Origin of the sequence: Flavisolibacter nicotianae, from assembly GCF_003628535.1 — a bacterium.
Classification (GTDB): domain Bacteria; phylum Bacteroidota; class Bacteroidia; order Chitinophagales; family Chitinophagaceae; genus Flavisolibacter; species Flavisolibacter nicotianae.
In genome coordinates this window covers 150,413-176,626 of the sequence record NZ_RBCI01000011.1, presented here as the reverse complement: position 1 = coordinate 176,626, position 26,214 = coordinate 150,413, and the positions used below count along the sequence as shown (strand labels likewise).

Genomic DNA, 26,214 nt, shown 5'->3' with positions numbered 1-26,214 from the left:
AAACGAATTGGGCTCCCCCATTACCGTCGTGCCCACAATCTCCCCGTTCTCCACCCTGTATCTCGCCCTCCCATTCAACTGCTTCCAACCACTGAGGTCTTTACCATTGAACAATGGCTTCCAGGTTTGAGCAGACAAAAAGTAAACTGTCGTAAGGGCGAATGCAAGCAAAAAAACTCTCTTCATATCGCGGATAAGGTTAGGAAGTCAAGGTAAGGCTTTTTGCAATAGCAGCTTGATTAACCGTCTTTTTCACTGTTCTTTTCTATTGAACCAACAGAAGCAATGGTAACCATTGCTACCTCTTTGCAATTACACAGTGCGAACAGCATTTCTCCGGGAAAAAATTCGTCCGGCTTCTACCGTCCTTGTCGTGTGGCTGACTTGTTTTCTTATAGGGTAAAAAGCCTGGCATGGTCAGTCTTCCCCGCTTTGCCGGTAGCCCAATGACAATTGGTTTCAATTCGCCGCAACGGGAACCACTTCATAAACAGGACTGAACAAATACTGCCGCTTCGTTGCCACTTCTACACATCGGAAGCGCTTGCGCACCCGTTCGCCTTTTTGAAATACACGGCCGTCATGTGTTTGAAAAAGGGTGCCAGAGGGCACGTCTTCTACAAACAGGGCCCCGGCATTTTTGCTGTCGTAGGTTTTCAGCACACGCAGCAGCGCTTCGTCTGCACAACTGGATGCAGCCGGGTTGTGAAGAGTTTGAAGGAGAACCGTTTTAATGTCGTGCGGGAACACATTATGCTCGATGAACTGTGCCAGCAACTGGCCAAAAACGGCTTTCCATTCGCGGCCATGCGCAGCAACTTTATTGCCCCATTTTTCAAAGGTGAGGAGGTGCGCCAGTTCGTGCAGCAGTGTCACCAGAAACGCGTAGGGATTCAGGTTGCCGTTGACACTGATGCGGTGGGTTTCGGTGCCATGCCGGTGGCGGTAATCACCCAGGATGCTTTTTCGTTCCCGTGCAACCGTTAGGTGCACTTTGTAATAGTGCAGGTACTGCAACACCGGCTCATAGGTGTTGGGTGGCAGGTAATCCTGCAATGCCGATAACGGGGCTTGCTTTTTACTCATTGGGCTTCTTGCGCAGCAAACGCGTCAGAATGGAAACTTCTAAAAACGTGTACACGAGGTACAGTCCCATGCAGGCGAAAAACGCCGGTTTGTTCATGGCCTTTTTGTAAATGGCAATGTAGATGAACGCTGCAATGAGGCAGATAAACAGCTTGAACATGATGCTGCCATACACCGAACGCACAAAGGCGTGCGGATTCTTGTTTTGCAAACCCTTCTCCGCGATCAGGAACGAGAGAAAGGTGATTGCAAACAAAAAGAGATTGCCGTAAATCAACAGGTCCTGGCTTACATTCCAGTTCATCCAGGAAGTCCGCAGCGAAATGGCCAGCGCATTTACAATAACAAAAAGCAACACCACCGGTACAAACTCCCGGAATCGGTTTCGTAAAATCATTTTTTCTTCGACGTTTCTTTGATTAGTTTATAAATCGTCATGCTGACCACCACCAGCGGCAGCAGCCACACGAGCAGTGGAAACGGCACGTGCAGCCATTGATCCAGTTTCAGGCCAATGAATACGGCAATACCGATCGACACCAGGATTTGGGCGCCCAGTCCTGCATAGCGCATCAGGTCATTGGAGGCATTAGTTTGCTTTGGCATGAATGGTCTCTCCTTCTTTCATCAACACCACGTTGCCCACCGGTCCCATTTGGCTCTGGCCATTGAAAACAGCACCGGCTTCGATCTGCAGGCTGGCGGCAGAAATATTGCCATGTACGTTACCGCTGGCACGCAACTGCACCACTTCTTTTGCTGTTACGTTTCCAACCAGACGGCCGGACAGGTCGGCGTGAACACCGTCAATATTTCCTTCCACAAAGCCTGATGGACCGATAACAACTTTGGCGCTGCAACTAACATTTCCGTGGATAGCACCATCGATGCGCAGGTCGCTCTCGCACCGCAGGTCGCCTTTTACAACTGTTCCGGCACTGATCAGCGTGGCGCTGGTGATTGCATTTTTTTCGCTTGGGTTGGTTTTTTCTTTGTTGAACATAGGATCTATTTTGATTAATCGTTGACTTCTTCTTTCGGTACCTGGATTTTGGTCGTATCCAGTTTCATCTCCGTATCGCCGCTGAACACTTTTTTCAGCGAATTGATGTACTGAGTCTGGTACGACAACTGCTTGTCCAGCGAATCGGTCACGTACTTCAGTTGGCGATACTCCCGGTTCACTTTGGCACTTCCGTAGCCCGGAATATAATACTTGACCGGCGTAAAAACAATCAGCGCGACCGTTAAGCCCACCAGCAGTACAAAAATGCTCGACAACATCACATACACACTCAGGCGGGAAAGTTTGAAAGTCACCACCTCTTCGTATGTATCGTCGTTCATCACCACCAGCCGGTAGCGGTTACGCAGTCGCTTCAGGGTGGTGCCCGCATCCAGTTTTGTCATACAAACGATTTAACCGGCTAAAGATAGAGAAAAACGACCCTCTCGCCGACTCTGCGGCGGGAGAGGTCGGACGAGCACTTATCTTTGCGCCATGCTTATGGGTTGGGAGGCTATTGTCTTTTATATTTTCGTTGTTGTTACTTGCATACAGCTTTTTTATTATCTCTATTTTTTTCGCCGCGTAGCGTTTTACAAGCCGGAAGAACGGCAACAATCGCAGCAGCACCCGGTGTCGGTGATCATCTGTGCCCGGGATGAAGACGAGAACCTGGCCCGCTACCTGCCAGGAGTGCTGGTGCAGGAGTATCCCACCACTCACGAAGTGATCGTGGTAAACGACAACTCGGTGGATGAAAGCAAATACATCCTGGCCGACCTGCAAAAGGCCTTTAAAAAACTGCAGATCGTGGAGCTGACGCAGGAAGCCAAGCTGATCGCCGGTAAAAAATACCCGCTCTCGATTGGCATCAAGGAAGCCAGGCACGAGATCTTGGTACTGACCGATGCCGACTGCGTGCCGGCCAGCGAGCACTGGCTGTACAAAATGCAGGACGCTTTTGCCAACGGCGTGGAAGTAGCGCTGGGCTATGGCGCCTACCAAAAACGACCGGGCTTTCTGAACAAGGCCATCCGCTTTGAGACCTTTCACACGGCCCTGCAATATTTAAGTTATGCGCTGGCCGGCAAGCCCTACATGGGCGTGGGCCGCAACTTGGCCTACCGACGAAGCCTCTTTCTGCGCAACAAGGGCTTTTCGTCCATCAACCACATTCCCAGCGGCGACGACGACCTGTTCATCAACCAGGTGGCCAACAAGCACAACACCACCGTGGTGCTGGACAAGGAAGCGTTTACCATTTCGGCGCCCAAAACCACCTGGAAGGACTGGATGCGGCAAAAAGGCCGGCATTACTCCACCGGGAAATTTTACAAGAAATCGCACCAGACCTTGCTGGGGCTGTACACCTTTAGTTTTTTCCTTTTTTACCCGCTTTTTGTGGCATCGCTGCTTTTTTTCGACTGGCGCTATGCACTCATCCCGTTGGGTGTGCGTCTCCTCACGCAGGCCATCATCTGGCAAAAGGCCATGAAACGCCTGGGCGAAGAAGACCTGTTCCCGCTTTTCCTGTTCTGGGACCTCTGGCTGTTTTTTTATTACATCATCTTTGCCCGTTCGGTATACAGGAAGCCACGGAAGACGTGGAATTAAAAGCCTCCCCGCCCTCCGGAGGAGGAAGTGGCCCCGCTCAGACCCTGGCTTTTGCACGATACGTTTGAAAGAAGCCGTCCCTTCGGGGGACGGCTTCTCTTTTATGTCACCAGCGACAGATTATCATTGAGCATCTGTTGCGTCGCACACTTGTACGTTCAGAAAATGACTGAGCAAGACAAGCATCACCAATTAAGCGAGGACTGTGCGCAGCCACTTCTCCCTTGGGGGATCAAGGGGGCCGTTATCTTTGCCGCATGGACATTTTGCTGAAATACTTTTCCGACTTTACCGAAAAGCAACTGGCGCAGTTCAAAGCACTGGACGAACTTTACAAAGACTGGAACGCAAAGATCAACGTCATATCCCGCAAGGACATCGACAGCCTCTATGAAAAACACATCCTGCATTCGCTGAGCATCGCAGCGGTTTTTGATTTTCCGGCCGGCCTCGAGATCGTGGACATCGGCACCGGCGGTGGTTTTCCCGGCGTGCCGCTGGCCATCTTTTTCCCGGAGGTAAAATTTCACCTGGTGGACAGTATCGGGAAAAAACTGAAGATCATCGACGCCATCAAAGAAGCCATTGACCTGCCCAACATCACCACGCAACATGTCCGTGCCGAAGAAATCAAAGGAAGAAAATTTGATTTTGCCGTGAGCCGTGCGGTGGCGCCGCTGAAAGACCTGTGGCAATGGAGCAAACCTTTGATAAAAAACGGCACCTACAAAATGGGCAGTGAAGAAAATGCGATGCAGCTTCGTTCGGGCCTGATCTGTTTGAAAGGCGGCGACCTGGCCCAGGAAATTTCGGAAAGCGGCCTTCGTCCGAAGATGACCGAGATCAGCAACATTTTTGACGAGGCGTATTTTAAAGAGAAATACATTCTTTACACACCACTTTCTTAAAGCTGTTTTTCTTCAAAAGCAACACTTCGCAGTTGTGAAAACCACAATTTCTCACAGCTAGTAAGGAAAGGCACAGATGCTTTCATTCTGTGTTCATCTGTGTTATCTATGAGTGAATTCTCCTCTGCCGGATAGAGTTACTGAACGCTCAAGTGTGCGACGCAACGGACGCTACATAGCTATCCATTCGCTGGTCACATAAAAAGAAAAGTCAGCATTGGCAGCTTGCTTGAAAACAAAAAGTTTAACAGACCAAAGTCTTCCCTTTCGGGGAACAGGGAGATTATCTTTGCCGGCTTATGTCGGCATTAGCTTTTGAATTAGAGAAGACAGACCCGCAATCCGCGGCCCGTGCAGGAACCATCACCACCGATCACGGCAAGATACAAACGCCCATCTTTATGCCGGTGGGCACCATCGGCAGCGTGAAAGGCGTGACGCAGCAACAACTGAAAGAGCAGGTGAAAGCGCAGATCATCCTGGGCAACACCTACCATCTTTACCTCCGTCCCGGCATGGAGACGATGGAAGCGGCCGGCGGCCTGCACCGCTTCATGAACTGGGACCGGCCCATTCTCACCGACAGCGGCGGCTTCCAGGTGTTTTCGCTGGCGGCCAACCGTAAGATCAACGAGCAGGGCGTGATGTTTCAAAGCCACATCGACGGCAGCAAGCACCTCTTCACCCCCGAAAAAGTGATGGACATCGAACGCACCATTGGCGCCGACATCATGATGGCCTTTGACGAATGTCCGCCTGCCAACTCGGAGTACCGCTACGCCATGAACTCTATGAACCTGACCCACCGCTGGCTCGACCGCTGCTTCACGCATTTCAACAACACACCGGACAAATGGGGACATACCCAAAACCTGTTTCCCATTGTGCAGGGCGCCGTTTACCACGACCTGCGCAAGGCCTCGTGTGAGTACATTGCTTCCAAAGGAGCTACCGGCAATGCCATCGGTGGACTGAGTGTCGGTGAGCCGGAACCGGTGATGTACGAGATCTGCCAGCTTTGCTGCGAGCACCTGCCGCAAGCCAAACCCCGCTACCTGATGGGCGTGGGCACGCCGTGGAATATCCTGGAATGCATTGCCTTGGGTGTAGACATGTTCGATTGCGTGATGCCCACCCGCAACGGCCGCAACGCCATGCTGTTTACCACCAAAGGTGTCATCAACATCGACAACAAAAAATGGGAACGCGACTTCTCTCCCATCGACGAAGGCCTGGACAATGAATGGAGCCACTACTACAGCAAAGCGTACGTTCGTCACCTTTTTAAATCAAGCGAGTTGCTGGGACTGACCATTGCATCGGTGCAAAATCTTTCGTTTTACCTGTGGCTCGTGCAGGAAGCACGAAAGCACATCGTGGCCGGTGATTTTTTGAGCTGGAAAAACGAAATGGTGCCGGTGCTGAAGACAAGGCTGTAAGCACAACCCCGGAGGTCTTGAAAACCACCGGGGTTTGCGAAAACTGTTAATCCTGCTCACCCGGCAAATCTTCGTTCTATATTCGCCTCGCGGAATGAAAAAGATCGACTGGTACATACTGCGTAAATTCTTTACCACCTTTCTGTTTTGCATGCTCTCCTTTACGGTGATCGCCGTGGCGGTAGACAGCAGCGAAAAGACAGATGATTTTGTAAAGACGGGCCTGTCGACTTTCCAGATCATCAAGCAGTATTATGTTGGCTTTGTGCCCTTCATCTGGGGGCTGTTGTTTCCGCTTTTCGTTTTTATTGCCGTGATTTTTTTTACGTCCAAGATGGCGCTCCGCTCCGAAGTGATTGCCATCCTGGCCAGCGGCACCACGTTCCGGCGCTGGCTGCGGCCCTATATCCTGGGAGGCTTGTTTCTCGGTTTGGTGCTTTGGTTTGCCAACCTCTATGCCATTCCCAAAGCCAATGAAGTGCGCAGTGCATTTGAAAACAAATACATCAACCCCTCCAGTCCGCAAACGGGCTATCAGCGGTGCGAGAACTGTTTTTACAAACGTCTCGACGCCGTGACCTATGCCGGCATCAAATATTTTGACGCGACAACCAAAACGGCCAATTCGTTTTTTCTCTACAAAGTGAAAAACAACAAGGTCGTTTATAACCTGCGTGCCGACCGGCTGGAGTGGGACTCTACCAAAAAGAACTGGAAACTTTCCAACGTGGTGGAACGGACGATCGACAGTGCCCGGGAAGTGGTGCAACAGTACCCGCTCAAAAACATGTCGCTCAACCTGCAGCCATCCGAACTGCGAAAAGATGAATTCCTAAAGGACAAACTGACCTCGCAGGAACTGAATCATTTTATCAAGGTGGAAGAACAACGGGCCACCGAAGGACTGGCACCGTTGAAAGTTGAGCTGGCCCGGCGCAATGCCACGCCCTATACCGTGGTGCTGCTCACGCTGATCGGCGCCATCATTGCCGGACGCAGAACCCGCGGTGGCAGCGGCCTTCACCTGGCGATCGGGATCATCATCGCTTCACTTTATATTTTATCGGACCGCTTCTCCAGCGTGTTTGCCATCAAGAGTAATTTCCATCCCGTGCTGGCAGCCTGGATGCCCAACATTGCCTTTACGCTGGTAGCAATTTACCTGTACAAAAAGGCGCCTAAATAATGCCCCCTCGATCCCCCAAAGGGGAAGTGGCCAAACCACAAACCCTTGCTTTTGCATGACACAACAAAGCCTCGGCCTTTCCTTAAGACTGCGTTATTCTTTTATGTGACCAGCAGCAGCATTTCAACTCGTCTTCCGTTGCGTCACACACTTCAACGTTTAGAATATGATTGTACTAACATGACATCATGCTTAAGCAAGCCCTTGTGGTTTGGCCAATCCCCCTTGGGGGGTAGGGGGGCTTTCCTTACTTTTGCCGCCTTATGAAAAAGGAGATCGTTGTCAGCGGTATCAGGCCCACGGGGAATCTTCACCTGGGCAATTATTTTGGCGCCATGCGCAACTATGTGCGCATGCAGGAGGAGTATGACTGTTATTTTTTTGTGGCCGACTGGCACTCCCTCACCACCCATCCCGATACAAAGGAATTGCGCAACAGTGTGCTGCACGTGCTGGCGGAAAACATTGCCGCAGGACTGGACCCCGGGAAGGTCTGTCTCTACGTACAAAGCACCGTACCGGAAATTGCCGAACTCTATCTGAACCTGAACATGCTGGCCTACAAAGGCGAACTGGAAAAAACGCCTACGTTCAAGGACAAGGTGCGCCTGCAGCCCGATAACGTGAACACCGGCTTGCTCACGTATCCCGTTCTCATGGCGGCGGATATCCTGATTCACCGCGCCAAATATGTACCGGTGGGCAAAGACCAGGAACAGCACCTCGAGATCACCCGCAATTTTGCCCAGCGCTTCAATCACCGCTACGGCGAACTGTTCCCGGAACCAAAGGCCTTCAACTTCGGCGAAAGCCTGCTAAAAGTGCCCAGCCTCGATGGTGCCGGCAAAATGAGCAAAAGCGAGAACCAGTTTGCCACGCTGTACCTGGCCGATGACAATGACCTCATTCGGAAAAAAGTCATGAAGGCCAAAACCGACAGCGGTCCCACGACCCCCCATTCGGAAATGCCCGATTACATTCAGAACCTTTTTCAACTGATGCAACTCGTGAGCGAAGAAAGCACGGTGCAAAAATTCCGCGAGGACTTCAACAATGCCGCCATCCGTTATGGCGACATGAAAAAGCAACTGGCGGAAGACATGGTGGCTTTCATTACACCGATCCGCGAAAAAGCGGAAAGCATCCGCAGAGACGAAGCCTACCTGAAAAAAGTGGTGGAGCAGGGTGCCGAAAAAGCAAGAGAAAGTGCCCGCGAAACCATTGCGCAAACGCGGAAACTTGTTGGATTAAATTATTTCTGACACTGCCTGCAAGTAGCCGGAAAACTCTATTTTTAACGCCTTAAAAAAGCCTCACTCTGCTCGAGGGCAGGGAATATCATGAAAACAGCCAAACCAAAACACATAGCCGTTGCCGGGAACATTGGTGCTGGAAAAACCACGCTGACGCAGCAATTGAGCAAGCATTATAAATGGATCCCACATTTTGAAGATGTGGAGAACAACCCGTACCTGAACGATTTTTACGAAGACATGCCCCGCTGGAGTTTCCAGTTGCAGATCTATTTCCTTCAAAGCCGCCTGGGCCAGCTGATCGAGATTCACCGGGGCACGGAAACCGTGATCCAGGACAGAACGATCTATGAAGATGCGCACATCTTTGCCCCAAACCTTCACGAAATGGGCCTGATGAGTAAACGCGACTTCGACAACTATTTTTCATTCTTCCAGACGCTGAAGGCAATGGTAAACCCGCCTGACCTGCTGGTTTACATCCAGGCATCGGTGCCCACGCTGGTTGGGCAGATCCAAAAACGGGGACGGGAATACGAAGAAAATATCCGCCTCGATTACCTGAAACGCCTGAACGAATACTACAACAAGTGGATCGAGAATTATACCGAAGGACCACTGCTCATTATCAACGGAGACGAGAACAAGTTTGGCGAGAAAGAAGAAGACCTCGGTAAGGTCATCAACCTGATCGACGCCCAGCTTTTCGGACTTTTTTAGCCAGGAAACTCCTTTTGCCGGAAATCATATCTTAAAAAAATCCCGCTCGAGAGCGGGATTTTTTTATTGTTGCCGTAATTTTTTTTAGGGATAGGTCGAAAACATCTCCGTTGCATTGAGCAAACCATCGATCTTTTCCAGCCATTCTTCCTGTACACCCCGGCGGCGGCTGTGATCCGTCAGTCCGTCATAGGCTTCCTGCATCTCTTCCTTATCTTTCACAATGCGGTTGTAGATCGCAGCAATATCGGTTTTAAACGTTGCCGGGTTGTATTCATAATTGTACAACGCCTCGTAAAGCTTGCGGGCATGGATCTCGGTAATGTCGAAATGTCCTTGTTCGTGGGCCAGGATATATTCGGTTTTCAGGGCACCCCAGGATTTTTCCTTCGAAAAATTACAGGAGATATGAAACGACAGTTGCCCCTCCCGCACTTTATAGGAAAGCCCGAGCGAGGTGCTGGTCGATGCAACAGCGTCGCCTTCTTTTTTGGGTTCGCAAAGAAAATCATCCCACATCAGCTTTCGCTCAGCCGTCCACGGGATGACCGTTTCGCCTTCATTATAGACAACGGAACCCGGGGCTCCGGCCTGTGCGCTCACAAAAGCCTGCGGTTGGTCAGGGAATTGTTTTCCGGAAAAATTGACAGTTAATCCGAGTAAGGGTAAGAGGTGGAAGAGTTTCATGTATGGAAATAACGAAACCTCTTGAAAAAAATTTTTTAAGGGCACATGAAATCTTTGCATTCATCGGCCAAATCCCGATTTCAGGGGTTTAACCGGGGGCGCCAGGGCACTTCCTCGGCACCCAGTTTTTGGGCAACGTAGCGGGCCAGTGTAAACAGGTAATCGCTGAGACGATTGAGATATTGGATTATTTTTTCATCTACGAACAGGTTGTCCTGTTGCATGGCCACTGCCAGACGCTCGGCACGGCGGCAGACGCAGCGGACAATATGAATGGCCGAAACATCGGGATGACCGCCGGGCAGGATGAAGGACTTCATGGGCGGTAGTGCTGCCGTCATTTCATCGATGCGGTGCTCCAGGAAGGCAATGTCGCTTGTATGCAGGTCGGGAAGTTTCATTTTCGGTTCCTTTTCGCCATCGGTGGCCAACGCCGAACCAATGGTAAACAGCCGGTCCTGGATTTCCCGCAGCTCGTTTTTCAATTCCGCGTCGTTCAACCGGTCGTTGATGTGCCCGATCCAGGAGTTCAGTTCATCCACCGTGCCGTAGGTTTCGATCCGGCTGTCGCTTTTGGCAACCTTGGTGCCACCGATCAGCGATGTCTTTCCCTTGTCGCCTGTTTTTGTATAAATCTTAAATGCCATAAGTCTTTACAAAGGTCAAAACTAAAAATTCAAAAATCCGGCAGTGCGATTTTCGCATCCGCCTGCTACCTCCCGGCGGCAATAATCGGCGCATCGTTTTCGATCATGCCGTCTTTTAAGCGGATCATTCGTTTTGCATGGGCGGCAATGTCTTCTTCGTGAGTCACCAATACAACCGTATTGCCCGCCGCATGAATTTGGTCGAAAATGTCCATGATCTCCCCCGAGGTTTTCGAATCGAGGTTGCCGGTTGGCTCATCGGCCAGAATGATGGACGGGTTGTTAATCAGGGCCCGTGCAATGGCCACCCGCTGGTTCTGCCCGCCGCTAAGTTCATTGGGTTTGTGGTGGCTTCTGTCGGACAGGTGAACCAGGGCCAGTGCCGCTTTTGCTCTTTCGGTCCGCTCTTTTTTGGAAACACCGGCGTATACCAGCGGCAGGGCCACATTTTCCAGGGCAGTCAGGCGGGGCAGCAAATGAAATTGCTGGAACACGAAGCCGATCTCCTGGTTGCGAACGTCGGCCAGGCTGTCTTCGGCCATGCCGCCAACGCTCTGGCCGGCCAGCAGGTACTCGCCTTCCGTGGGTGTGTCGAGGCAGCCGATGATGTTCATCAGCGTACTCTTGCCCGAGCCCGAAGGGCCCATCAGTGCAACGTATTCGTTAGGAAAGATGCGGAGCGAAATGCCCTTTAGCACTTCGATGGCCACTTTGCCGAGGTAGTAATTTTTCCGTACATCCACGAACTGAATGACCGGCTGCATCAGGCTTCGTCCTTTTTGATCACTTTCGGTACCAGGAAAAAAGCCTCGTTGTGCAGGGGTGCGTTCTGCAGGGCTTCGGCCTGTGTCAGCATGCCGCCCGGCACATCCTCGCGCAGCACATTCACCTCGCCGGCCATGTGCAACAGGGGCTCAACACCGGTTGTGTCAAGTTCTTTCAGCTTGTCCACGAAGCCGATCATTTTTTCCAGATCGGCCTTGATTTCCTCCCGCTCGGCGGCATCAAACTCCAGCATGGAGAGGCGGGAAAGTTTGTCGATCAATGCGTCGTCTACCAGCATGGAACAAATATAGCTGAAAGCAATCAGCTGTCGGCTGTCAGCTCTTGGCGATTGGCCGTCAGCAAGCAGCTCCGAAGCCTGAAACCGGTACATATAAACCTGCTGATAGCGCATGGCTGAAGACCGAAAGCCCGCTGCCGGCCGTTTCTAAAACTTGATGAACGGTAAGCCTCCTTTACGAAGCACATCGTAGGTTTGTATTGAACCGAAAAAATCAACCGGATATGAAAAAAGCATTTCTTTTCAAAAACCTGCCCCTCCTGTTGCTGGCCAGCGGCCTTGTACTGACAGTCGCCTTTGCCCAAACGACCGGCAACAAGACCAAAGCGATTTCTGCCGATACCATCCCGTCGAACCAAAAAAAGATCCGCGACCTTGACGAAGCCCTTACCGAGATTGATAAAGGTGAAATGGAAATGCAGCGGGCCCTGAAAGAATGGGACCGCGACAAGATCGAAAGCGAAGTGCGCAAGGCCATGAAAAACATGGAGCAGGACATGGCAAAAATGAAGGAAGAACTGGCCCGCTCCATGAAAGAGGTGGACAGGCAAAAGATCGATCTTGAAATGCAAAAAGCCCTGAAGGAGATCGACAGCGAGAAAATGAAAAAAGAAATCAGTGAGTCGCTTGCCAAAGCGGACATGGAAAAAGTAAAGGCGGAACTGGAAAAGGCAAAAGTGGAAATGGAAAAAGTGAAAGAGATCGACATGAAAAAAATGAAGGAGGAACTCGCAGGCATTCAGCCCCAGATCGAAAAAGCCATGAAGGAAGCCAAGGCAGATATCGCCAAAGCCCGCAAGGAAATCACCAATTACAAAAACCTGGTGAACGCTCTTGATGCAGACGGGTTGCTCAATAAAAAAAGCAACTACAAAATCGAATACCGGAGCAAGGAGTTAACGGTGAACGGCAAAAAGCTATCCGCGGAAGCCACAGCGAAATACAAGGAATTCCTGGAAGGCAAAGACAACTTTACCCTGCAAAAAGACGAAGACGGCTTGGATATCGACCACGATAAATAAAACCGGCTGCGGGGAGAAACGCCTGCCTTGTGCAGGCGTTTTTTTATGTTTGCCGGAAAGGAACTGTACATGGACAGGGGGCGGCCAGATGCAAAAATGTACTTCGTTGCCGTGGTATTGCCGGCAACGCTGAATGAAAAAATCCATGTGTACAAAAAACAAATGCAGGAACACTATGGCTGCAAGGTGGGCCTGAAATCACCCGCCCATATTACACTTGCCCCCCCGTTCTGGATGGAGGGGGCAAACGAGTCCGCACTGCAACAGGACCTGCAAAAACTGGCACAGCAGGTTGCACCTTTTCCCTTAACCACCAACGATTTTTCAGCCTTCCGGCCGCGAACGATCTTTGTTGCCGTCCGGGAAAGCAGCGCATTGCAGGCAGTAAAGAAAACCGCCGACGCTTTTTTTCGCCATTCGGCGTACGGGATGAAGATCGAGAACCGCCCCTTCCACCCCCACATCACCATTGCCACGAGAGACCTGCACAAAAAAGATTTCGCAGAAGCCTGGCCCTTTTTTCAACAGGAAATTTTCAGGGAATCGTTTGATGCAGCCGGGCTGTCGCTGCTGAAGCACAACGGTCGTAACTGGGACGTCGTGTTCACGGCACCTTTTGCGGCTCCTTTGCCAGCGGATGTTGCAAGGCAGCCGTAAACTCCTCCCAGATATCCTGCACGATCTGCCCTGCCGGAAGAATGTCTTTCACCAGGGCACTGACCTGGCCGATTTCCAGTTCGCCTTCCTCCAGCCCGCCCTCGTACATTCCCAGTTTGGCCCTGGCCCGGCCCAGTATCTGTTTCAGTTCGGCTTCGTCGGCGCCGCGTGCCTCGGCCAGCTGTACCTCCTGAAAAAATTTGTTTTTCAGCAGGCGCACCGGGGTTAGTTTTTTCAGCATCAGTTGCGTATCGCCTTCGCCTGCATGGATCACCGCCTGCTTAAATGCAGCATGGGAAGACGCTTCTTCGCTCGCCACAAAACGGGTCCCGATCTGCACCCCTTCGGCACCCAGCACCATCGCAGCCAGCATCTGGCGGCCGGTGGCAATGCCTCCCGCCGCTATCACCGGTATTTGCACCGCGCCGCTCACTACCGGCAGCAGTACAAACGTGGTGGTTTCCTCACGTCCGTTGTGCCCGCCGGCTTCAAAACCTTCGGCCACCACGGCATCGCAGCCGGCTTCCTGGGCCTTGATCGCAAACTTGCTGCTGCTGACCACATGCACCACCGTTAGACCGTGTTGTTTGAAATGCTGCGTCCAGGTCTTGGGATTGCCGGCGGAGGTGAAAACAATCTTCACGCCTTCGTCGATGATGACCTGGATATGTTTGTCGAGGTCGGGGTAAAGCAAAGGAACATTGACGGCAAAAGGCTTAGTGGTCGCAGCCTTGCATTTTTGAATATGCTCCCGCAGGGTATCGGGGTACATGCTGCCGGCACCGATGATTCCCAGTCCGCCGGCCTTGCTCACCGCACTCGCCAGCTTCCAGCCACTGGCCCAGATCATGCCGGCCTGTATGATAGGGACTTCGATGCCAAAAAGCTGGGTGATTCGATTGGAAAACATCGGGTAAAAATAGTTCACGAGTTGGGTTTCAAGGTTGGCCTGGCAGGATGTGCCTTTTGTTTTTTTGCTTATGCACAAACTTTTGAACTCGTGAACCTCTTTCTCATCCCAGGTCAATGTCGGTATTGTCGCCGATGTTCAGCGTGCGGGTTTCGCCGCGGATCACCGTATCGCTTCCAATGAGCGAATCGTCCAGCACGATATCAAACAGGTTGGAGTAAGCACCGATGATGGAATTTTTGATAATGGAATAATCGATGTTCGTATTGTCGCCAATCGTCACGTTGGGGCCAATGATGGAATTCTTGATGGCACACCCCTTGCCGATGCTCACCGGCTGGATCATCACCGTATTTTCATAAGCGGGTGACGGTTCGGCTTTCGAACCGAATTTTTTCAGCAGCGTAGCGTTTGACTCCAGCAGGGTATCCCGCTTGCCGCAATCGAACCAGGACGCCACTTTGAACGCCTTGAAGGCAGCCCCCTTGCGGATCATGCAGTCGATGGCATCGGTAATGCTGTATTCGCCGTGGGTTTTGATCCCCTGGCTGATGTTGGCCTCCAGGCACTCAAACAGCATCGAGGTTTCTTTGATTTTATAAATGCCCACCAGCGCCAGGTTGCTTTTGGGGATATGCGGTTTTTCCACAACATGCGACACTTCGGCGTCTTCGCAGATCTCGGCCACGCCAAAGCTGCGCGGGTCATCCACTTTTTTAATACCGATCATGGACGTATCGCTTTGAATGACGGCCTTCACGTCGTAATCGGCGATGGTATCGCCCAGCACGATCATCACCTCATCGTTTTCCACCAGGTTGCGGGTAAGGCGGATGGCATGACCGATGCCCTGGCGGTCGTTCTGGTAAATAAAATGGGCGGTGATATCCGGGTAATTCAGCCGCACATAGTCCTGGATCTTCTCGCCCAGGTAGCCTACGACAAACACGTATTCCCGAATGCCTCCTTCCAGCAACTGGTCGATAATGATGCTGAGAACCGTTTTACCGGCAAGGGGAATTAGCGCTTTGGGTTGAGTATAGGTATGAGGACGAAGCTTGGTACCGGCACCTGCTACGGGAATTATTGCTTTCATTGAATCGTATTTCGATGAGTCGAACCACTGTTTCACTCTTCACGTCATCATGAACAATCGTGAAAAATTAGGCGGTCGAAATTACTGCTTTTTCTTCCAACGAAACAAGTTGCCGGTTCTTGTCTGCCGGGGCTTATTTTTGCACCGCCTTAACCGCAGCCAACAGAAGATCGCAACGGGATTCGCAAAGAATGCCGTTTTGTTGAACAATCCGCTCCTCCTGTTCGCTGCGCAAAAATGTAAAAACATGCAAAGAGATACACAGGTCTTCGACATTATCCGGAAAGAACTGGAACGCCAGCGCAACGGCATTGAATTAATTGCATCGGAAAATTTCACGTCTCTCCAGGTGATGCAGGCCATGGGCAACGTCCTGACCAACAAATACGCCGAAGGCTATCCCGGCCGCCGTTATTATGGCGGTTGCGAAGTGGTGGACGAAGTGGAAACGCTGGCCATCGAACGCCTGAAGAAAATCTTCAACTGTAGCTGGGCCAATGTACAGCCGCATAGCGGCGCCCAGGCCAATGGTGCGGTGTTCCTGGCCGTGATGAAGCCGGGCGAAAAATTCATGGGTCTCGACCTGAGCATGGGTGGCCACCTGACACACGGAAGTCCCGCCAATTTCAGCGGCAAAACCTACCATGCCATTCACTATGGCGTCACACCCGAAGGGCTGATCGATTACGACCAACTGGAAGCAAAGGCCCGGGCGGAGAAACCCAAAATGATTATTTGCGGCGCCTCGGCTTACAGCCGCGACTGGGACTATGCCCGCATCCGAAAAGTGGCCGACGAAATCGGAGCAATCGTCTTTGCCGACATCGCCCACCCGGCGGGGTTGATTGCCAAAGGTTTGCTGAACGACCCGTTCGACCATTGTCACATCGTTACCTCAACAACGCATAAAACCCTGCGCGGGCCCCGTGGCGGCATTATCATGCTGCGCCATGACTTCGAAAATCCCTGGGGCATCAAAGATCCCAAGGGCAATCTGCGCACCATGAGCCAGCTGCTTGACCTGGCGGTTTTCCCGGGTTCACAGGGCGGTCCGCTGGAGCATGTGATCGCCGCCAAAGCCGTTGCCTTTGGCGAAATCCTGACCGATAATTTCACGACGTATGCCAGGCAGGTTCAGGCCAATGCACAGGCCATGGCCAAAGCCTTCGTGGCGAAAGAATACCACCTGATCAGCAAAGGCACCGACAATCACCTGATGCTGATTGACCTGCGGAACAAAAATATCACCGGCAAAAAAGCACAGGAAACCCTGGATAAGGCACACATCACCCTGAATAAAAACGCGGTTCCGTTTGACGACAAAAGTCCCTTTGTCACATCGGGAATCCGTGTAGGTGTACCGGCGATTACCTCAAGAGGATTGAAGGAAGAACACATGCAAACCGTGGTGGACCTGATCGACAAAGTCTTAATGAATATTGACGATACAGCCCTTGTCAGCCGCGTGTCCGGCGAGGTGCATGAGCTGATGGGCGGCTTTCCGCTGTACCCGGAATTATAAACACGAATTGAAAGTCCATCTTTAAGGATAAGAACCGCTCCCCTAGAGCGGTTTTTTCATTTGCTTCACCGGCTGATACAAAACGGCCACCTGGACGAACCAACCCTCTTCGGAAAAGAGCCATGCTTTTCTCCCGACCGTCATCTGTCATCGAATCAACTCTTTTCACCCGGTCGATGGCCCAAAAACCAGATGCCCTTTTCTTTTACACCGGGCAGGGCAAAACAAAACTGTTCACTCCCGGTTTTACGCAAACGATCATCCCGGAAATTGACAAACGATAGGGTTCCGGCTGCCCAATATCATGCTTTGCCCGGCGGCTGCAGGATAATTTGCACCGGATTCAATCAGGGATTTATGACACATCGCCGAATTTACCGTTTGCTCCTGTTCTTCTGCTTCTTCCTGGCCGGCACTGCCTACGGCCAGAAAGAATGGAGCCTGGTAAAAAACATCGACTGGATCCGGGTATTTGAATCCGACATGGATCAATCCGTGTACAAACGCATCAAGGTGGAATGCACCATCAACGGCACGTTCGATAAACTCCTGCAGGTGCTGAACAACGTGGAAAATCACAAAACCTGGATCTACAATACCAAGCGTTCCTATATTCTCAAAAGGGTGAGTGCCACTGAATACTTTTATTACACCGAAACCTTTCTGCCCTGGCCCCTGCAAAACAGGGATGCCATCGTTCATATCCGCTTCATCCGCGACAGCCAGGATCGTTTCCTGAAAATCGCCGCCGTTGGTGTACCGGACTATCTACCTGCCGTGAACGGGAAAGTGCGGGTGCCGCGTTCGGCCAACAGTTGGCTGGTGACGGCACCGGAGCCCGGCAAGCTTCATATTGAATATGTGTTTGAAGCCGATCCCGGTGGCAGCCTGCCCGGGTGGCTGGTCAATGCCCTTGTGGACAAAGGCCCGTTTGAAAGCTTCCGCAAACTCTCCGAACAATTGAATAAATAAGCCGTCAACGGTGAAAAACACCATCCTTTCCAGGCCTTTTGTTCTGCGCCTCTGCCGGCAAAAGGCTTTTCTCTTTTTATCCCGAACAAGGTAAAAACCTGACTGCGTAAAAATGCACCGCTTTTCTCCTGCTGCCAACTGTTATCTGCCCATCGGATAAACTCTTTCCACCTGCTTTTACCAACACGACAATTGGTATTGCCAGCGGCATGGCAATGGCACGATCCGGTTGGTTATACATAACAATTCGCCATTGAAACGCTTACCAGGGCATTCGCCGATTTGCAATTCCCACAGAAATGACTTCGCAAGAGTCAAATCCTGACTTTTCTCATGCAAGACAATTTTAAAATCAGGTGCATACGGTATCGATCTCATTTCCCGGAGCCCACCGGCGGGATACTTTTGACTTGTCATTAACCAAAAAAATTGTCATCATGAAAACAAGGAATATCACCAGCCAACTTTTCCGCTTCCTCTTTATCGCGGCCACTGCATTTTTAACCACGGTGCAAGCAAACGCACAAACGGTAAAGAAAACCTTCTCTTACGAGGTGACCCTCCTGGGCACTTCCAACATCCACGACTGGAAGATGATCTCCAGCGGCAGCAACCTGGAAGCCAACTTCACGATCAACCCCGCCACCAAGCTGGTGGAAGGCATCCAGCCCCTGACGTTTAACATGCCGGTAAAAACACTGAAAAGCGATGAAGGCCTGCTGAACTCAAGAGCCTACGATGCGCTGAAAGTGGAGAAATTCCCCAACATCACCTTTAAACTGGTTAGCGCGTCAGGCAACGGTGCACAAATGAACCTAGTGGGCCAGCTGACCATCTCCGGCAACACCCGCGACATTACACTGGTGGCCAACACGCACAAAAATGCAGACGGATCACAGGTAATCAGCGGAAGCAAAAAAATCAAAATGACCGAATGGGGCATCAACCCGCCCAAATACATGCTCGGCATGATGAAAGTGTACGACGACCTGACCATCAACTATAACGTTCGTTTTTAATTCCGAAATAATCATCAGACAGAAGACCGCTCGTCCCGGTTTGATCCATTCTAAACTGTAAAAAATTGAATTATGAAAAAGAGAATCATTCCAATTGCTTTATTGATAGCCGCTGTGCCGTTTGCCTCAAATGCACAGAGCCCCGACAAGGAAGTGTACCTGCGCCCCTCTTACTGGAGGCCCTACGACCAAAGAGGCATCAATGTTTTTGAAACCACCAAAGCAGAAGACACCATTCCATATACCGGTAAGCGTATCCGTTTCGGTGCCGGCTTTACACAACAGTTCCAAAACCTGAAGCATGAAAATTCAGCCACGAACAACGGTGGTACAACAGTGGCAACCGCCCAGGCCAATAAACTTTACCCGCTTCAATCCGGCTTCATGACGGCACAGGCCAACCTATTCACCGACATCCAGCTGGCCGACGGTATCCGCCTGAATGTGACAACCTATCTTTCTGCCCGTCACCACAACGAAGCATGGGTAAAAGGCGGTTATATCCAGTTTGACAAACTGCCGTTTAAAGGCCAGTTCTGGACAAACCTGATGAAAATTACCACCATCAAAGTGGGTCACTTCGAAATCAACTATGGCGATGAACACTTCCGTCGTCCGGATGGTGGCCAAACCCTGCAAAGCCCCTTCATGGAAGGCAACATCATGGATGCCTTTGCAACCGAAATCGGTGGCGAGGTTTACCTGCAGAAGAACGGCTTCTTCGGAATGGTGGGCTTAACCAACGGTATGATCAAAGGCAACGTGGATACAACCTACATCACCAAAGCTTCTGACGGGTCCGTGATCGATGGCAATGTAAAAAGAAGCCCTTCCCTTTACGTGAAAGGTGGCTTTGACAAGCAGATCACCGACGCGGTTCGAGTACGGCTTAGCGGTAGCTTCTATCACAACGGCAGTAATGCCGGAAGTGGTTTGACACTTTATGGTGGCGACCGCACCGGTTCCAACTATCAAAACGTCGTGGAAAAATGGGTAACCAACCCGCTCACAGCATCAGCCGCCGCCAGCGCATCGACAGCCATTGCGTTCTCTGGCCGTCTGAACCCGGGCTTCTCTAAAAAAGTAGATGCCGCCGTGGTAAATGGTTTCCTGAAAGTAAAAGGTTTTGAACTCTTTGGTACGGCCGAACGAGCCGAAGGCCGCACCAGCAAAGAAACCGCCACCCGTTTGGCCTTCCAGTATGCCGGTGAAGCAATCTACAGATTTGGCAGCAGCGAAAAAGTTTATATCGGTGGCCGCTACAACACCGTGAAAGCTGAATTGAGCGGCATCGCAAATCCGGTAACAGTGAACAGGGTTGCCGGTGTAGCTGGCTGGTTCCTGACACCAAACGTGTTGCTGAAAGGTGAAGTTGTGAATCAAAACTACAACGACTTCCCGGTAGCAGATTATCGCAACGGTGGCAAGTTCCATGGTTATGTTATCGAAGCAGTTGTCGGCTTCTAATGACGAAACTGTCCATCCTTAAAAAAAAGCGGGCCCGGTGCCCGCTTTTCCTTTGCACGGGCTAAAATGATTCGTACACTAACCACCCTGTATTCCGGTTTGAAAGAAGACAGGATTGGACGAAGCCGAACAGCTTTGCCATCCGCCTTGCAGCAAAGCCGTCCTGCATATTCATTCCTCCCTATTTTTACAACAAATTCGATACATGATTCAACGTATACAATCCGTCTGGCTCCTGTTGGCTGCTATTTTCGACGCCATCACCTTCCGTTTTCCGTTTTATGTCGGCGACTGGCAGCGGGACACCGTTCCGGATACGGTTGACCTGAATGCACAAAGCACAACGGTGCTCACGATCCTTACAGCCATTACCGGCGTACTGGCCTTTGTGAACATCTTCCTTTTCAGCAACCGTAAACTGCAACTGCGGCTCTCCTATCTTGGCCTTCTCCTGAGTGCGGTGCTGTTGCTGTTGTACTTTTTGGAGATCGGTCATTTCAACCGGGGCGACATGGCCTTGTGGTGTCTTTTCTACTTTGCCATCTTTGTTTTTTACCTGCTGGCGGCCCGCGGTATCCGGCACGATCAAAAGCTGATCAAAAGCCTTGACCGGCTGCGCTGACAGAACATTCAATGCTTAGAGAAGCGTCTTGAAAAAGGCGCTTTTTTTATGGCAGGCCGGCATTCATACCATCTTCAACCAGGCAGCCGCCAATAAATATCCCAATAGCCAATATCAACCATTCACTATCCGGCCAAATTTGTACCTTTAAACTGCATCCTCCCTGCTTTCCTGTTTCGTCACTAAAACCTGATGTTATGCTGGACGAAATGCCCGTGGTGAAGCCCTCGAAAAGCCCGAAGATACTGGCCGCCTCTCCCCTTATCCTCGAGGCGATGCCGTTTCTCAACAGCCAGATCTCGTTCAAGCCTTTTGTAGATTACCTGAAAGACATGCGGGCTTCCGTTTCGGAAACAAAAGAACGCCTGTACAGTTACCTGATCAAAAAATTTGAAAGCGAGCCTTCCCTGCTTCAACCCATTTCCGATACCGGCGTGATAGATGCGCACAGCGATCTGATGGAATTGCTGACGACTGCTTTGTTTCCCGTGGTCGGCAGCGGGGAACAGAACAATTATGCGCTGTCTTCGCCCTACCAGTTCCGGGTCTTTTATTATTCCAATGAGTTCCGACAACTTTTTTTCGACAAGAAAGAACAATACCTGTTGCTGCCCGACGGCGTTCCAACCGACGAACTGAAAGCCATTCAGTGCGCCGCCATTTACGACCATGTGCTGGAAAAGTTCTATGGCATGCACCTCAACGAAGACCGCCATCTTATTTACCCTGTGTCCGACCCGGCAACCGGCATGCGGCGTTATTACAAGATCCGGTACGATCGCCGGTTCATCGACCTTCATCTCGAAGGGTCCTTGCCGGACATTCACAACTGCGCCGTGTGTATGAACACCTTCCGCATCCTGGACCTGGAAAAACAACTGGAGACCATGCCGCTCCACCTTTTCCGGGCCGAAGGATTTGGTGTTTGGGTGGCCGAAGACGTTACCACCTCCGAATCGCTGGAGATCATCAAAAAGATCCTGCTCCGCGAAAGCTGCGGCCTGGAGGCCATGGAAGAATTGAAAACCGCCATCAAGGCACTGGTGGGTCTGAACGACGTGGAGGTCGGCCTCATGCCTTTCGTCACCATCAACGGGCAGGTTGTTTTTGACGAACAGGCCAGCAAGGACAGCCTGGTGGCGCAGCAATGGAAAGCCGGCAATACAGGCAGTGGCTGCGACTATCACGCGTTTGTCCAATTCGTCGGGCAGGCCGGCACGCCGATGCCCATTACCCACGTCACGGAAGAAATGCTTCAGTTTGCACCTTTTATGAAGCCCTTTGTGGAGCAGGGCGTCAAAAGCTATGTTTTCTACCCCATGCAGAACGGAGATGGACTGATCGGCTACCTCGAACTGGCATCGCCAAACAAAGGTGCACTCACCCACGAGACCATCCTGCGGCTGGAGCCTGCTATTCCGCTGATCTCACTGGCTGTACTCAAGTGCCGTGACGATTTTCACAGCCGCGTTGAAAAAGTGGTTCGGGAACGCTTTACGGCCCTGCAGCAGTCCGTCGAGTGGAAATTTGCAGAAGTGGCCTGGGAGCATTTGCGCAGCAACAGCCGGCCCAACAGCTGCAAAACCGTCACCTTCCAGGACGTGTATCCTCTCTATGGCGCTATCGATATTCGCAATTCCTCCGTAGAGCGGAGCCGGGCCCTTCAAAAAGACCTGAAAGAGCACCTGGCCCTGATTGCCTCAGTGCTGACCCAACTGCAAAACACCATGTCGCTGCCGCTCCTGGAGGGCCTCGAATTCAAGAACGAAAACATACGGCAATCCATCGAGGAGCACCTGACCACGGAAGACGAGGTCATGATCAATGAGTTTTTCGCCGGCGAAGTGGAGCCGCTTTTTTTGCACCTGCAAAAAACCAACAGTGACGCCGGGAAGATCATTGACAGCTATTTCAGCCTGCGCAATCAGGGTGACAGCCCGTTAGGCCGCAACCGCTACGAATACGAAGAGTCGGTGGCGGCTGTCAACAACGCTGTTCTTTCCTACCTGGAGGGAGAGGAAGACGCCATTCAGCAGTCGTACCCCCACTATTTTGAAAAATACCGCACCGACGGGATCGAATACAACATTTACATCGGCCAGTCCATTTCACCCAACAGGCCTTTTGATCCTTTTTACTTAAAAAATATCCGCCTCTGGCAATTGAAGGCCATGGCCGGTGCAGCCAGCGTAACACACAGGCTACTGCCTAGCCTAAAACTGCCGCTGCTCACTACACAGTTGATCCTTCTTCACAGCCAACCCATCACCATCAGTTTTCTCCGGGACGAAAGGCGGTTCGACGTGGAAGGTTCTTACAACATCCGTTACGAGATCATTAAAAAGCGCCTGGACAAAGTGCACATCAAAGACACCAGCGAAAGACTGACGCAGCCGGGAAGAATTGCGGTTGTTTATTCCAATCCAAGGGAGGCGCAAGAGTATGAGGAATACATCCGCTTTCTGCAGAAAAAGAACGTGCTGCACCCCGGTATCGAAATGCTGGAGTTGGAAGAACTACAGGGAATAAAAGGCTTAAAAGCACTGCGGGTAGAGATCAATTTAGAAGAAGTCTCCTGATGGTTGCTTTACCAACAGGAAGTTTTCACCGCAGCACCACATTACTTCGATAAACCTCCTTCTTTCTTCTGCCTACCGCAATCCTTGCGGCTTTCGTGCATACATCTGGTAACTGCCATCGGCAATAGCTTCAGGCCCCGGGTCAATGACCCAATCTGCTTTCCTGACTGCATCGGTATTGTGCTCAATGACCCAAATGGAGTGCCCTTACTCAACCAATGCGTTGAATGAAGCGAGGAGATTTTTGATGTCCTGAAAATAGGGCCCGTTGTCGTCTCTTCAAAGATGAAAAGGATCTTGCCGGCGCTTCGTCCCTTGCCTAAAAACGACGCCAGCTTTACCCGTTTGGCTTCACCAGCGGATAAGGTATCGGCTGACTTCTATTTTCGACGCCATTCGTTCCGTTTTCCGTTTTATGTCGGCAACTGGCAGCGGGACACCGTTCCGGATACGGTTGACCTGCGTGTTGTTTTATTGGTATGCTATTTTTGGAGATCAGCCATTTTTAACCGCGGCGACAGGGCCCTCTGGTGCCTGTTTTATTTTGCGAACCTTCTGTTTTACATGCTGGCAACCCATGGCATTCGCAACGACCAGAAATGGCAGAAAAGCCTTGAACGGCTGCGATAATCGTTCACCTGTATTCTGATGAAGGGCCCATGATAAACCGGCTCTTTTTTGCCCACTTATACGTCCATTTTCCTTGCTCACGATAAGCGATCACCATTCTGCTTTCATTGCCTGGATTTCTTTTGGATGAAAGTCCTTTTCTACCACCATCAGCTTTTACTCAAAATCATTTTGAAGGGCAATTCAGGGTATTAAAAATATTTCTCCTTCATGAGCAGTACCTCTTGCATATTATTTTTTTTACTTCTATCTTCAAACAGATTTTTCTTTAACCATCTGCGAATACCAGTTTAACCCCTACGCCGAACCGTCCAATTTCTACCAAAAACAACATCGTTGTTTGCATGTATGTGCTTATCACTACCCCCTGATCGCACACCCCTTTTAGCATACCGGAATCCCCGTTTCGCTTCCTCTCCTTTTATCCTAAGGAATGCCTGACCCTTGCTGCGAAGCAAGGCCAGCTGGCCTTGCCATTCACCTGTCTCTTTCACTTAAAAACATATATTTTATGGCGAAGTACTACAACCAAACCTCGGCCAGATCACTGACGACAACACTGTCAAATCTGCTTCGGCGAACCCACGCCAAAACGCTACTTTTTTGCATGCTCGCCTTTTCCTTCCACGTTACACAAGCCCAGGTGGCGTCGGTGAGTCCTCCTACCGGTGGTTTTGCGATTGACGGTGGCCTGAAGGCCAACACGCCAACCACTCCATCGCCATTTGCTGCCAACCAGGGCGACTGGTTTCCAGGCCCGGGCGGTACGGGCGGCTCTGTTTTTACGGTATCCGGTACGACCATTACGGCCGTCGACCCTTCCCGAAGCGGGCGGGCCACAGACCCCTACACCAGTAACGATGGGATCTTTACCACCGGCAGTAAATTCAATGACTACGTCAGTTCTTTGGCCTGGTTTACCAATTCGGCACCTGATAAAAACGACATCAACAATGCCCTTTATCATGTGTCCAGTGACGCGAGCAACAACCAATGGGTCTTTATCTCCGGCGACCGTCTTTCCACCAACGGGACCAGTTATATCGACTTCGAATTATCGCAGGGTGGTATTACGAAAAACGCAGATGGCACCTTTACCGGTACACCTCTTTTTCCCAACGATGCCAATAAATCCGGTGGTGGCCGTACGCTCAACGACATGATCATTTCCATGGAGTACACCAACGGTGGTTCCAAACCCAACGTGTATATCTACCAGTGGAAGAAAAGCGGCAGCACCTGGGCCTGGCAGCAGATCACGCCCACCACTACGCTGGCAGCCAATGCCTATGCCGAGACCAACCGTGGCGGGGCAGAAACCGGTGTTCCCTACACTGCCTTCGGCTCCAACACCTACCAGCAATTTGCCTTTGTGGAGGCAGCCGTCAACATCACCTATCTGTTGAACCTGTCTGGCGCCTCTTGTGCAGGCCTCAACGTATCAACACTGTGGGTGAAAACAAAAGCCTCCGCTTCATCCACTGCAGCACTGAAGGACTTTATGGATCCCATTCCCGTCAGCTTCACCTTCGGCAGTACACAAATCACCCAGATCGGACCTTTCTGTGTGAGCAACACCACGCCGCAAGCCCTGACAGCAAACATCTCGGGTACCTTCAGTGGCCCCGGAGTTAGCAACAACCAGTTTACACCATCGGTTGCAGGCGTTGGTACGCACACCATCAACTTTACGTCCACGGATGGTAGTTGTACCTCCTCAACAACCGTAACGGTTGCCGCTCTGCCAACAGTCTACACACTGAGCGGCAACAGCATCTGTGCTTCGGCTCCGGGCACGGGCACCATCACGCTGAGCAACTCCCAAACAGGGGTGAGCTACCAGCTTAAAAAAAAAACGGCACCACCGGATCAGCCCTGACCTGGACCAGCCTGCCCGCCGGTGTGAGCTACTACGTGCTGGCCACCGGGGCTGCCCCCACCAGCTGTACCTCGCAAACGGCCAATGCCTCCATCACCGAAGTGGCCAATCCGGTCGTCTATACCCTGAGCGGAAACAGCATCTGCGCTTCGGCTCCGGGCACGGGCACCATCACGCTGAGCAACTCCCAAACAGGGAAAACGGCACCACCGGATCAGCCCTGACCTGGA

Annotated in this window: 29 protein-coding genes; 17 read left to right on the top strand and 12 right to left on the bottom strand. The window is 51.4% G+C overall.

The window, feature by feature from the left end; genetic code table 11:
- The 6 genes from D6024_RS21465 to D6024_RS21440 all read right to left on the bottom strand — a co-directional run.
- The coding region (locus D6024_RS21465; protein ID WP_121356870.1) for a family 16 glycoside hydrolase at positions 1 to 186 on the bottom strand (186 nt) is incomplete at its 3' end.
- A 273-nt stretch (positions 187 to 459) separates the two neighbouring features.
- The gene (locus tag D6024_RS21460; protein WP_121356869.1) at positions 460 to 1,086 is read right to left on the bottom strand and encodes a SprT-like domain-containing protein; all 627 of its coding nucleotides are present in this window, start codon (positions 1,084 to 1,086) and stop codon (positions 460 to 462) included.
- A complete protein-coding gene (locus D6024_RS21455) occupies positions 1,079 to 1,483 on the bottom strand; it encodes a hypothetical protein (RefSeq protein ID WP_121356868.1) in 405 nt (134 codons plus the stop codon). The genes D6024_RS21460 and D6024_RS21455 overlap by 8 nt, the downstream gene beginning before the upstream one ends.
- Complete coding sequence (locus D6024_RS21450) at positions 1,480 to 1,692, bottom strand: AtpZ/AtpI family protein (protein ID WP_121356867.1); 213 nt, start codon at positions 1,690 to 1,692, stop codon at positions 1,480 to 1,482. The genes D6024_RS21455 and D6024_RS21450 overlap by 4 nt, the downstream gene beginning before the upstream one ends.
- Entirely contained in the window at positions 1,676 to 2,089 is a 414-nt protein-coding gene (locus tag D6024_RS21445) for a bactofilin family protein (protein WP_121356866.1), read from the bottom strand. The genes D6024_RS21450 and D6024_RS21445 overlap by 17 nt, the downstream gene beginning before the upstream one ends.
- A gap of 14 nt (positions 2,090 to 2,103) precedes the next feature.
- Entirely contained in the window at positions 2,104 to 2,496 is a 393-nt protein-coding gene (locus D6024_RS21440; RefSeq protein ID WP_121356865.1) for a hypothetical protein, read from the bottom strand.
- A 91-nt stretch (positions 2,497 to 2,587) separates the two neighbouring features.
- Here D6024_RS21440 and D6024_RS21435 point away from each other — a divergent pair, with 91 nt between their 5' ends.
- The 6 genes from D6024_RS21435 to D6024_RS21410 all read left to right on the top strand — a co-directional run bounded on the left by D6024_RS21435 (position 2,588) and on the right by D6024_RS21410 (position 9,212).
- On the top strand, positions 2,588 to 3,706 hold the full coding sequence (locus D6024_RS21435; protein WP_121356864.1) for a glycosyltransferase: 1,119 nt from the start codon (positions 2,588 to 2,590) through the stop codon (positions 3,704 to 3,706).
- Between the two features lie 257 nt (positions 3,707 to 3,963).
- Positions 3,964 to 4,614 (top strand): 16S rRNA (guanine(527)-N(7))-methyltransferase RsmG, encoded by a 651-nt coding sequence (gene rsmG, locus D6024_RS21430; RefSeq protein WP_121356863.1) that lies wholly within the window; start codon positions 3,964 to 3,966, stop codon positions 4,612 to 4,614.
- Between the two features lie 299 nt (positions 4,615 to 4,913).
- On the top strand, positions 4,914 to 6,053 hold the full coding sequence (gene tgt, locus D6024_RS21425) for a tRNA guanosine(34) transglycosylase Tgt (protein ID WP_121356862.1): 1,140 nt from the start codon (positions 4,914 to 4,916) through the stop codon (positions 6,051 to 6,053).
- A gap of 34 nt (positions 6,054 to 6,087) precedes the next feature.
- Complete coding sequence (locus tag D6024_RS21420; RefSeq protein WP_240410113.1) at positions 6,088 to 7,239, top strand: LptF/LptG family permease; 1,152 nt, start codon at positions 6,088 to 6,090, stop codon at positions 7,237 to 7,239.
- A 263-nt stretch (positions 7,240 to 7,502) separates the two neighbouring features.
- On the top strand, positions 7,503 to 8,501 hold the full coding sequence (gene trpS / locus D6024_RS21415) for a tryptophan--tRNA ligase (protein ID WP_121356860.1): 999 nt from the start codon (positions 7,503 to 7,505) through the stop codon (positions 8,499 to 8,501).
- Between the two features lie 78 nt (positions 8,502 to 8,579).
- Entirely contained in the window at positions 8,580 to 9,212 is a 633-nt protein-coding gene (locus tag D6024_RS21410) for a deoxynucleoside kinase (protein WP_121356859.1), read from the top strand.
- An 84-nt stretch (positions 9,213 to 9,296) separates the two neighbouring features.
- On the opposite strand, the gene D6024_RS21405 is transcribed toward D6024_RS21410, so the two are convergent.
- From D6024_RS21405 to gatC, 4 genes are all read right to left on the bottom strand, one after another.
- Entirely contained in the window at positions 9,297 to 9,899 is a 603-nt protein-coding gene (locus tag D6024_RS21405; protein WP_162944919.1) for a DUF922 domain-containing protein, read from the bottom strand.
- A gap of 80 nt (positions 9,900 to 9,979) precedes the next feature.
- Positions 9,980 to 10,546: a cob(I)yrinic acid a,c-diamide adenosyltransferase gene (locus tag D6024_RS21400; RefSeq protein WP_121356857.1), complete on the bottom strand. Its 567-nt coding sequence runs from the start codon at positions 10,544 to 10,546 to the stop codon at positions 9,980 to 9,982.
- A gap of 65 nt (positions 10,547 to 10,611) precedes the next feature.
- On the bottom strand, positions 10,612 to 11,310 hold the full coding sequence (locus D6024_RS21395; protein ID WP_121356856.1) for an ABC transporter ATP-binding protein: 699 nt from the start codon (positions 11,308 to 11,310) through the stop codon (positions 10,612 to 10,614).
- Positions 11,310 to 11,609, bottom strand: coding sequence for an Asp-tRNA(Asn)/Glu-tRNA(Gln) amidotransferase subunit GatC (gene gatC, locus D6024_RS21390; RefSeq protein ID WP_121356878.1), 300 nt, complete (start codon positions 11,607 to 11,609; stop codon positions 11,310 to 11,312). The genes D6024_RS21395 and gatC overlap by 1 nt, the downstream gene beginning before the upstream one ends.
- Before the next feature lie 224 nt (positions 11,610 to 11,833).
- On the opposite strand from gatC, the gene D6024_RS21385 reads away from it, so the two are divergent.
- Positions 11,834 to 12,631 carry a hypothetical protein gene (locus D6024_RS21385; RefSeq protein ID WP_121356855.1) on the top strand — a complete coding sequence of 266 codons (798 nt, stop codon included), beginning with the start codon at positions 11,834 to 11,836 and terminating at the stop codon, positions 12,629 to 12,631.
- A 45-nt stretch (positions 12,632 to 12,676) separates the two neighbouring features.
- The gene (locus D6024_RS21380) at positions 12,677 to 13,288 is read left to right on the top strand and encodes a 2'-5' RNA ligase family protein (RefSeq protein WP_121356854.1); all 612 of its coding nucleotides are present in this window, start codon (positions 12,677 to 12,679) and stop codon (positions 13,286 to 13,288) included.
- Here the strand turns inward: D6024_RS21380 and D6024_RS21375 are convergent.
- Positions 13,236 to 14,216, bottom strand: a complete 981-nt coding sequence (locus D6024_RS21375) for an NAD(P)H-dependent flavin oxidoreductase (RefSeq protein WP_240410112.1) — start codon at positions 14,214 to 14,216, stop codon at positions 13,236 to 13,238. The genes D6024_RS21380 and D6024_RS21375 overlap by 53 nt on opposite strands.
- 85 nt (positions 14,217 to 14,301) lie before the next feature.
- Positions 14,302 to 15,294: a sugar phosphate nucleotidyltransferase gene (locus D6024_RS21370; RefSeq protein WP_121356853.1), complete on the bottom strand. Its 993-nt coding sequence runs from the start codon at positions 15,292 to 15,294 to the stop codon at positions 14,302 to 14,304.
- Between the two features lie 247 nt (positions 15,295 to 15,541).
- Between D6024_RS21370 and D6024_RS21365 the strand changes: the two genes are divergently transcribed.
- The 9 genes from D6024_RS21365 (at position 15,542) to D6024_RS21325 (ending at position 26,208) form a co-directional block, all read left to right on the top strand.
- A complete protein-coding gene (locus D6024_RS21365; RefSeq protein ID WP_121356876.1) occupies positions 15,542 to 16,816 on the top strand; it encodes a serine hydroxymethyltransferase in 1,275 nt (424 codons plus the stop codon).
- Between the two features lie 357 nt (positions 16,817 to 17,173).
- Entirely contained in the window at positions 17,174 to 17,788 is a 615-nt protein-coding gene (locus tag D6024_RS21360; RefSeq protein ID WP_162944918.1) for an START domain-containing protein, read from the top strand.
- Between the two features lie 437 nt (positions 17,789 to 18,225).
- Positions 18,226 to 18,807 carry a YceI family protein gene (locus D6024_RS21355; RefSeq protein WP_121356851.1) on the top strand — a complete coding sequence of 194 codons (582 nt, stop codon included), beginning with the start codon at positions 18,226 to 18,228 and terminating at the stop codon, positions 18,805 to 18,807.
- 72 nt (positions 18,808 to 18,879) lie between these two features.
- Positions 18,880 to 20,274 carry a hypothetical protein gene (locus D6024_RS21350; RefSeq protein WP_121356850.1) on the top strand — a complete coding sequence of 465 codons (1,395 nt, stop codon included), beginning with the start codon at positions 18,880 to 18,882 and terminating at the stop codon, positions 20,272 to 20,274.
- 205 nt (positions 20,275 to 20,479) lie between these two features.
- Positions 20,480 to 20,896 carry a DUF4293 domain-containing protein gene (locus D6024_RS21345; RefSeq protein WP_121356849.1) on the top strand — a complete coding sequence of 139 codons (417 nt, stop codon included), beginning with the start codon at positions 20,480 to 20,482 and terminating at the stop codon, positions 20,894 to 20,896.
- A 197-nt stretch (positions 20,897 to 21,093) separates the two neighbouring features.
- Entirely contained in the window at positions 21,094 to 23,475 is a 2,382-nt protein-coding gene (locus D6024_RS21340) for a hypothetical protein (protein WP_121356848.1), read from the top strand.
- A gap of 285 nt (positions 23,476 to 23,760) precedes the next feature.
- A complete protein-coding gene (locus tag D6024_RS21335; protein ID WP_121356847.1) occupies positions 23,761 to 24,105 on the top strand; it encodes a hypothetical protein in 345 nt (114 codons plus the stop codon).
- Between the two features lie 511 nt (positions 24,106 to 24,616).
- A complete protein-coding gene (locus tag D6024_RS21330) occupies positions 24,617 to 25,984 on the top strand; it encodes a hypothetical protein (protein ID WP_121356846.1) in 1,368 nt (455 codons plus the stop codon).
- 23 nt (positions 25,985 to 26,007) lie between these two features.
- On the top strand, positions 26,008 to 26,208 hold the full coding sequence (locus tag D6024_RS21325) for a hypothetical protein (protein ID WP_121356845.1): 201 nt from the start codon (positions 26,008 to 26,010) through the stop codon (positions 26,206 to 26,208).
- Positions 26,209 to 26,214 lie beyond the last annotated feature (6 nt).

Coding starts and splice junctions, on each gene's coding strand:
- D6024_RS21460 (WP_121356869.1), bottom strand. CDS start 1,086: ATGAGTAAAAAGCAAGCCCCGTTATCGGCATTGCAGGATTACCTGCCA.
- D6024_RS21455 (WP_121356868.1), bottom strand. CDS start 1,483: ATGATTTTACGAAACCGATTCCGGGAGTTTGTACCGGTGGTGTTGCTT.
- D6024_RS21450 (WP_121356867.1), bottom strand. CDS start 1,692: ATGCCAAAGCAAACTAATGCCTCCAATGACCTGATGCGCTATGCAGGA.
- D6024_RS21445 (WP_121356866.1), bottom strand. CDS start 2,089: ATGTTCAACAAAGAAAAAACCAACCCAAGCGAAAAAAATGCAATCACC.
- D6024_RS21440 (WP_121356865.1), bottom strand. CDS start 2,496: ATGACAAAACTGGATGCGGGCACCACCCTGAAGCGACTGCGTAACCGC.
- D6024_RS21435 (WP_121356864.1), top strand. CDS start 2,588: ATGCTTATGGGTTGGGAGGCTATTGTCTTTTATATTTTCGTTGTTGTT.
- rsmG (WP_121356863.1), top strand. CDS start 3,964: ATGGACATTTTGCTGAAATACTTTTCCGACTTTACCGAAAAGCAACTG.
- tgt (WP_121356862.1), top strand. CDS start 4,914: ATGTCGGCATTAGCTTTTGAATTAGAGAAGACAGACCCGCAATCCGCG.
- trpS (WP_121356860.1), top strand. CDS start 7,503: ATGAAAAAGGAGATCGTTGTCAGCGGTATCAGGCCCACGGGGAATCTT.
- D6024_RS21410 (WP_121356859.1), top strand. CDS start 8,580: ATGAAAACAGCCAAACCAAAACACATAGCCGTTGCCGGGAACATTGGT.
- D6024_RS21405 (WP_162944919.1), bottom strand. CDS start 9,899: ATGAAACTCTTCCACCTCTTACCCTTACTCGGATTAACTGTCAATTTT.
- D6024_RS21400 (WP_121356857.1), bottom strand. CDS start 10,546: ATGGCATTTAAGATTTATACAAAAACAGGCGACAAGGGAAAGACATCG.
- D6024_RS21395 (WP_121356856.1), bottom strand. CDS start 11,310: ATGCAGCCGGTCATTCAGTTCGTGGATGTACGGAAAAATTACTACCTC.
- gatC (WP_121356878.1), bottom strand. CDS start 11,609: ATGCTGGTAGACGACGCATTGATCGACAAACTTTCCCGCCTCTCCATG.
- D6024_RS21385 (WP_121356855.1), top strand. CDS start 11,834: ATGAAAAAAGCATTTCTTTTCAAAAACCTGCCCCTCCTGTTGCTGGCC.
- D6024_RS21380 (WP_121356854.1), top strand. CDS start 12,677: ATGTTTGCCGGAAAGGAACTGTACATGGACAGGGGGCGGCCAGATGCA.
- D6024_RS21370 (WP_121356853.1), bottom strand. CDS start 15,294: ATGAAAGCAATAATTCCCGTAGCAGGTGCCGGTACCAAGCTTCGTCCT.
- D6024_RS21365 (WP_121356876.1), top strand. CDS start 15,542: ATGCAAAGAGATACACAGGTCTTCGACATTATCCGGAAAGAACTGGAA.
- D6024_RS21360 (WP_162944918.1), top strand. CDS start 17,174: ATGACACATCGCCGAATTTACCGTTTGCTCCTGTTCTTCTGCTTCTTC.
- D6024_RS21355 (WP_121356851.1), top strand. CDS start 18,226: ATGAAAACAAGGAATATCACCAGCCAACTTTTCCGCTTCCTCTTTATC.
- D6024_RS21350 (WP_121356850.1), top strand. CDS start 18,880: ATGAAAAAGAGAATCATTCCAATTGCTTTATTGATAGCCGCTGTGCCG.
- D6024_RS21345 (WP_121356849.1), top strand. CDS start 20,480: ATGATTCAACGTATACAATCCGTCTGGCTCCTGTTGGCTGCTATTTTC.
- D6024_RS21340 (WP_121356848.1), top strand. CDS start 21,094: ATGCTGGACGAAATGCCCGTGGTGAAGCCCTCGAAAAGCCCGAAGATA.
- D6024_RS21335 (WP_121356847.1), top strand. CDS start 23,761: ATGAAAAGGATCTTGCCGGCGCTTCGTCCCTTGCCTAAAAACGACGCC.
- D6024_RS21330 (WP_121356846.1), top strand. CDS start 24,617: ATGGCGAAGTACTACAACCAAACCTCGGCCAGATCACTGACGACAACA.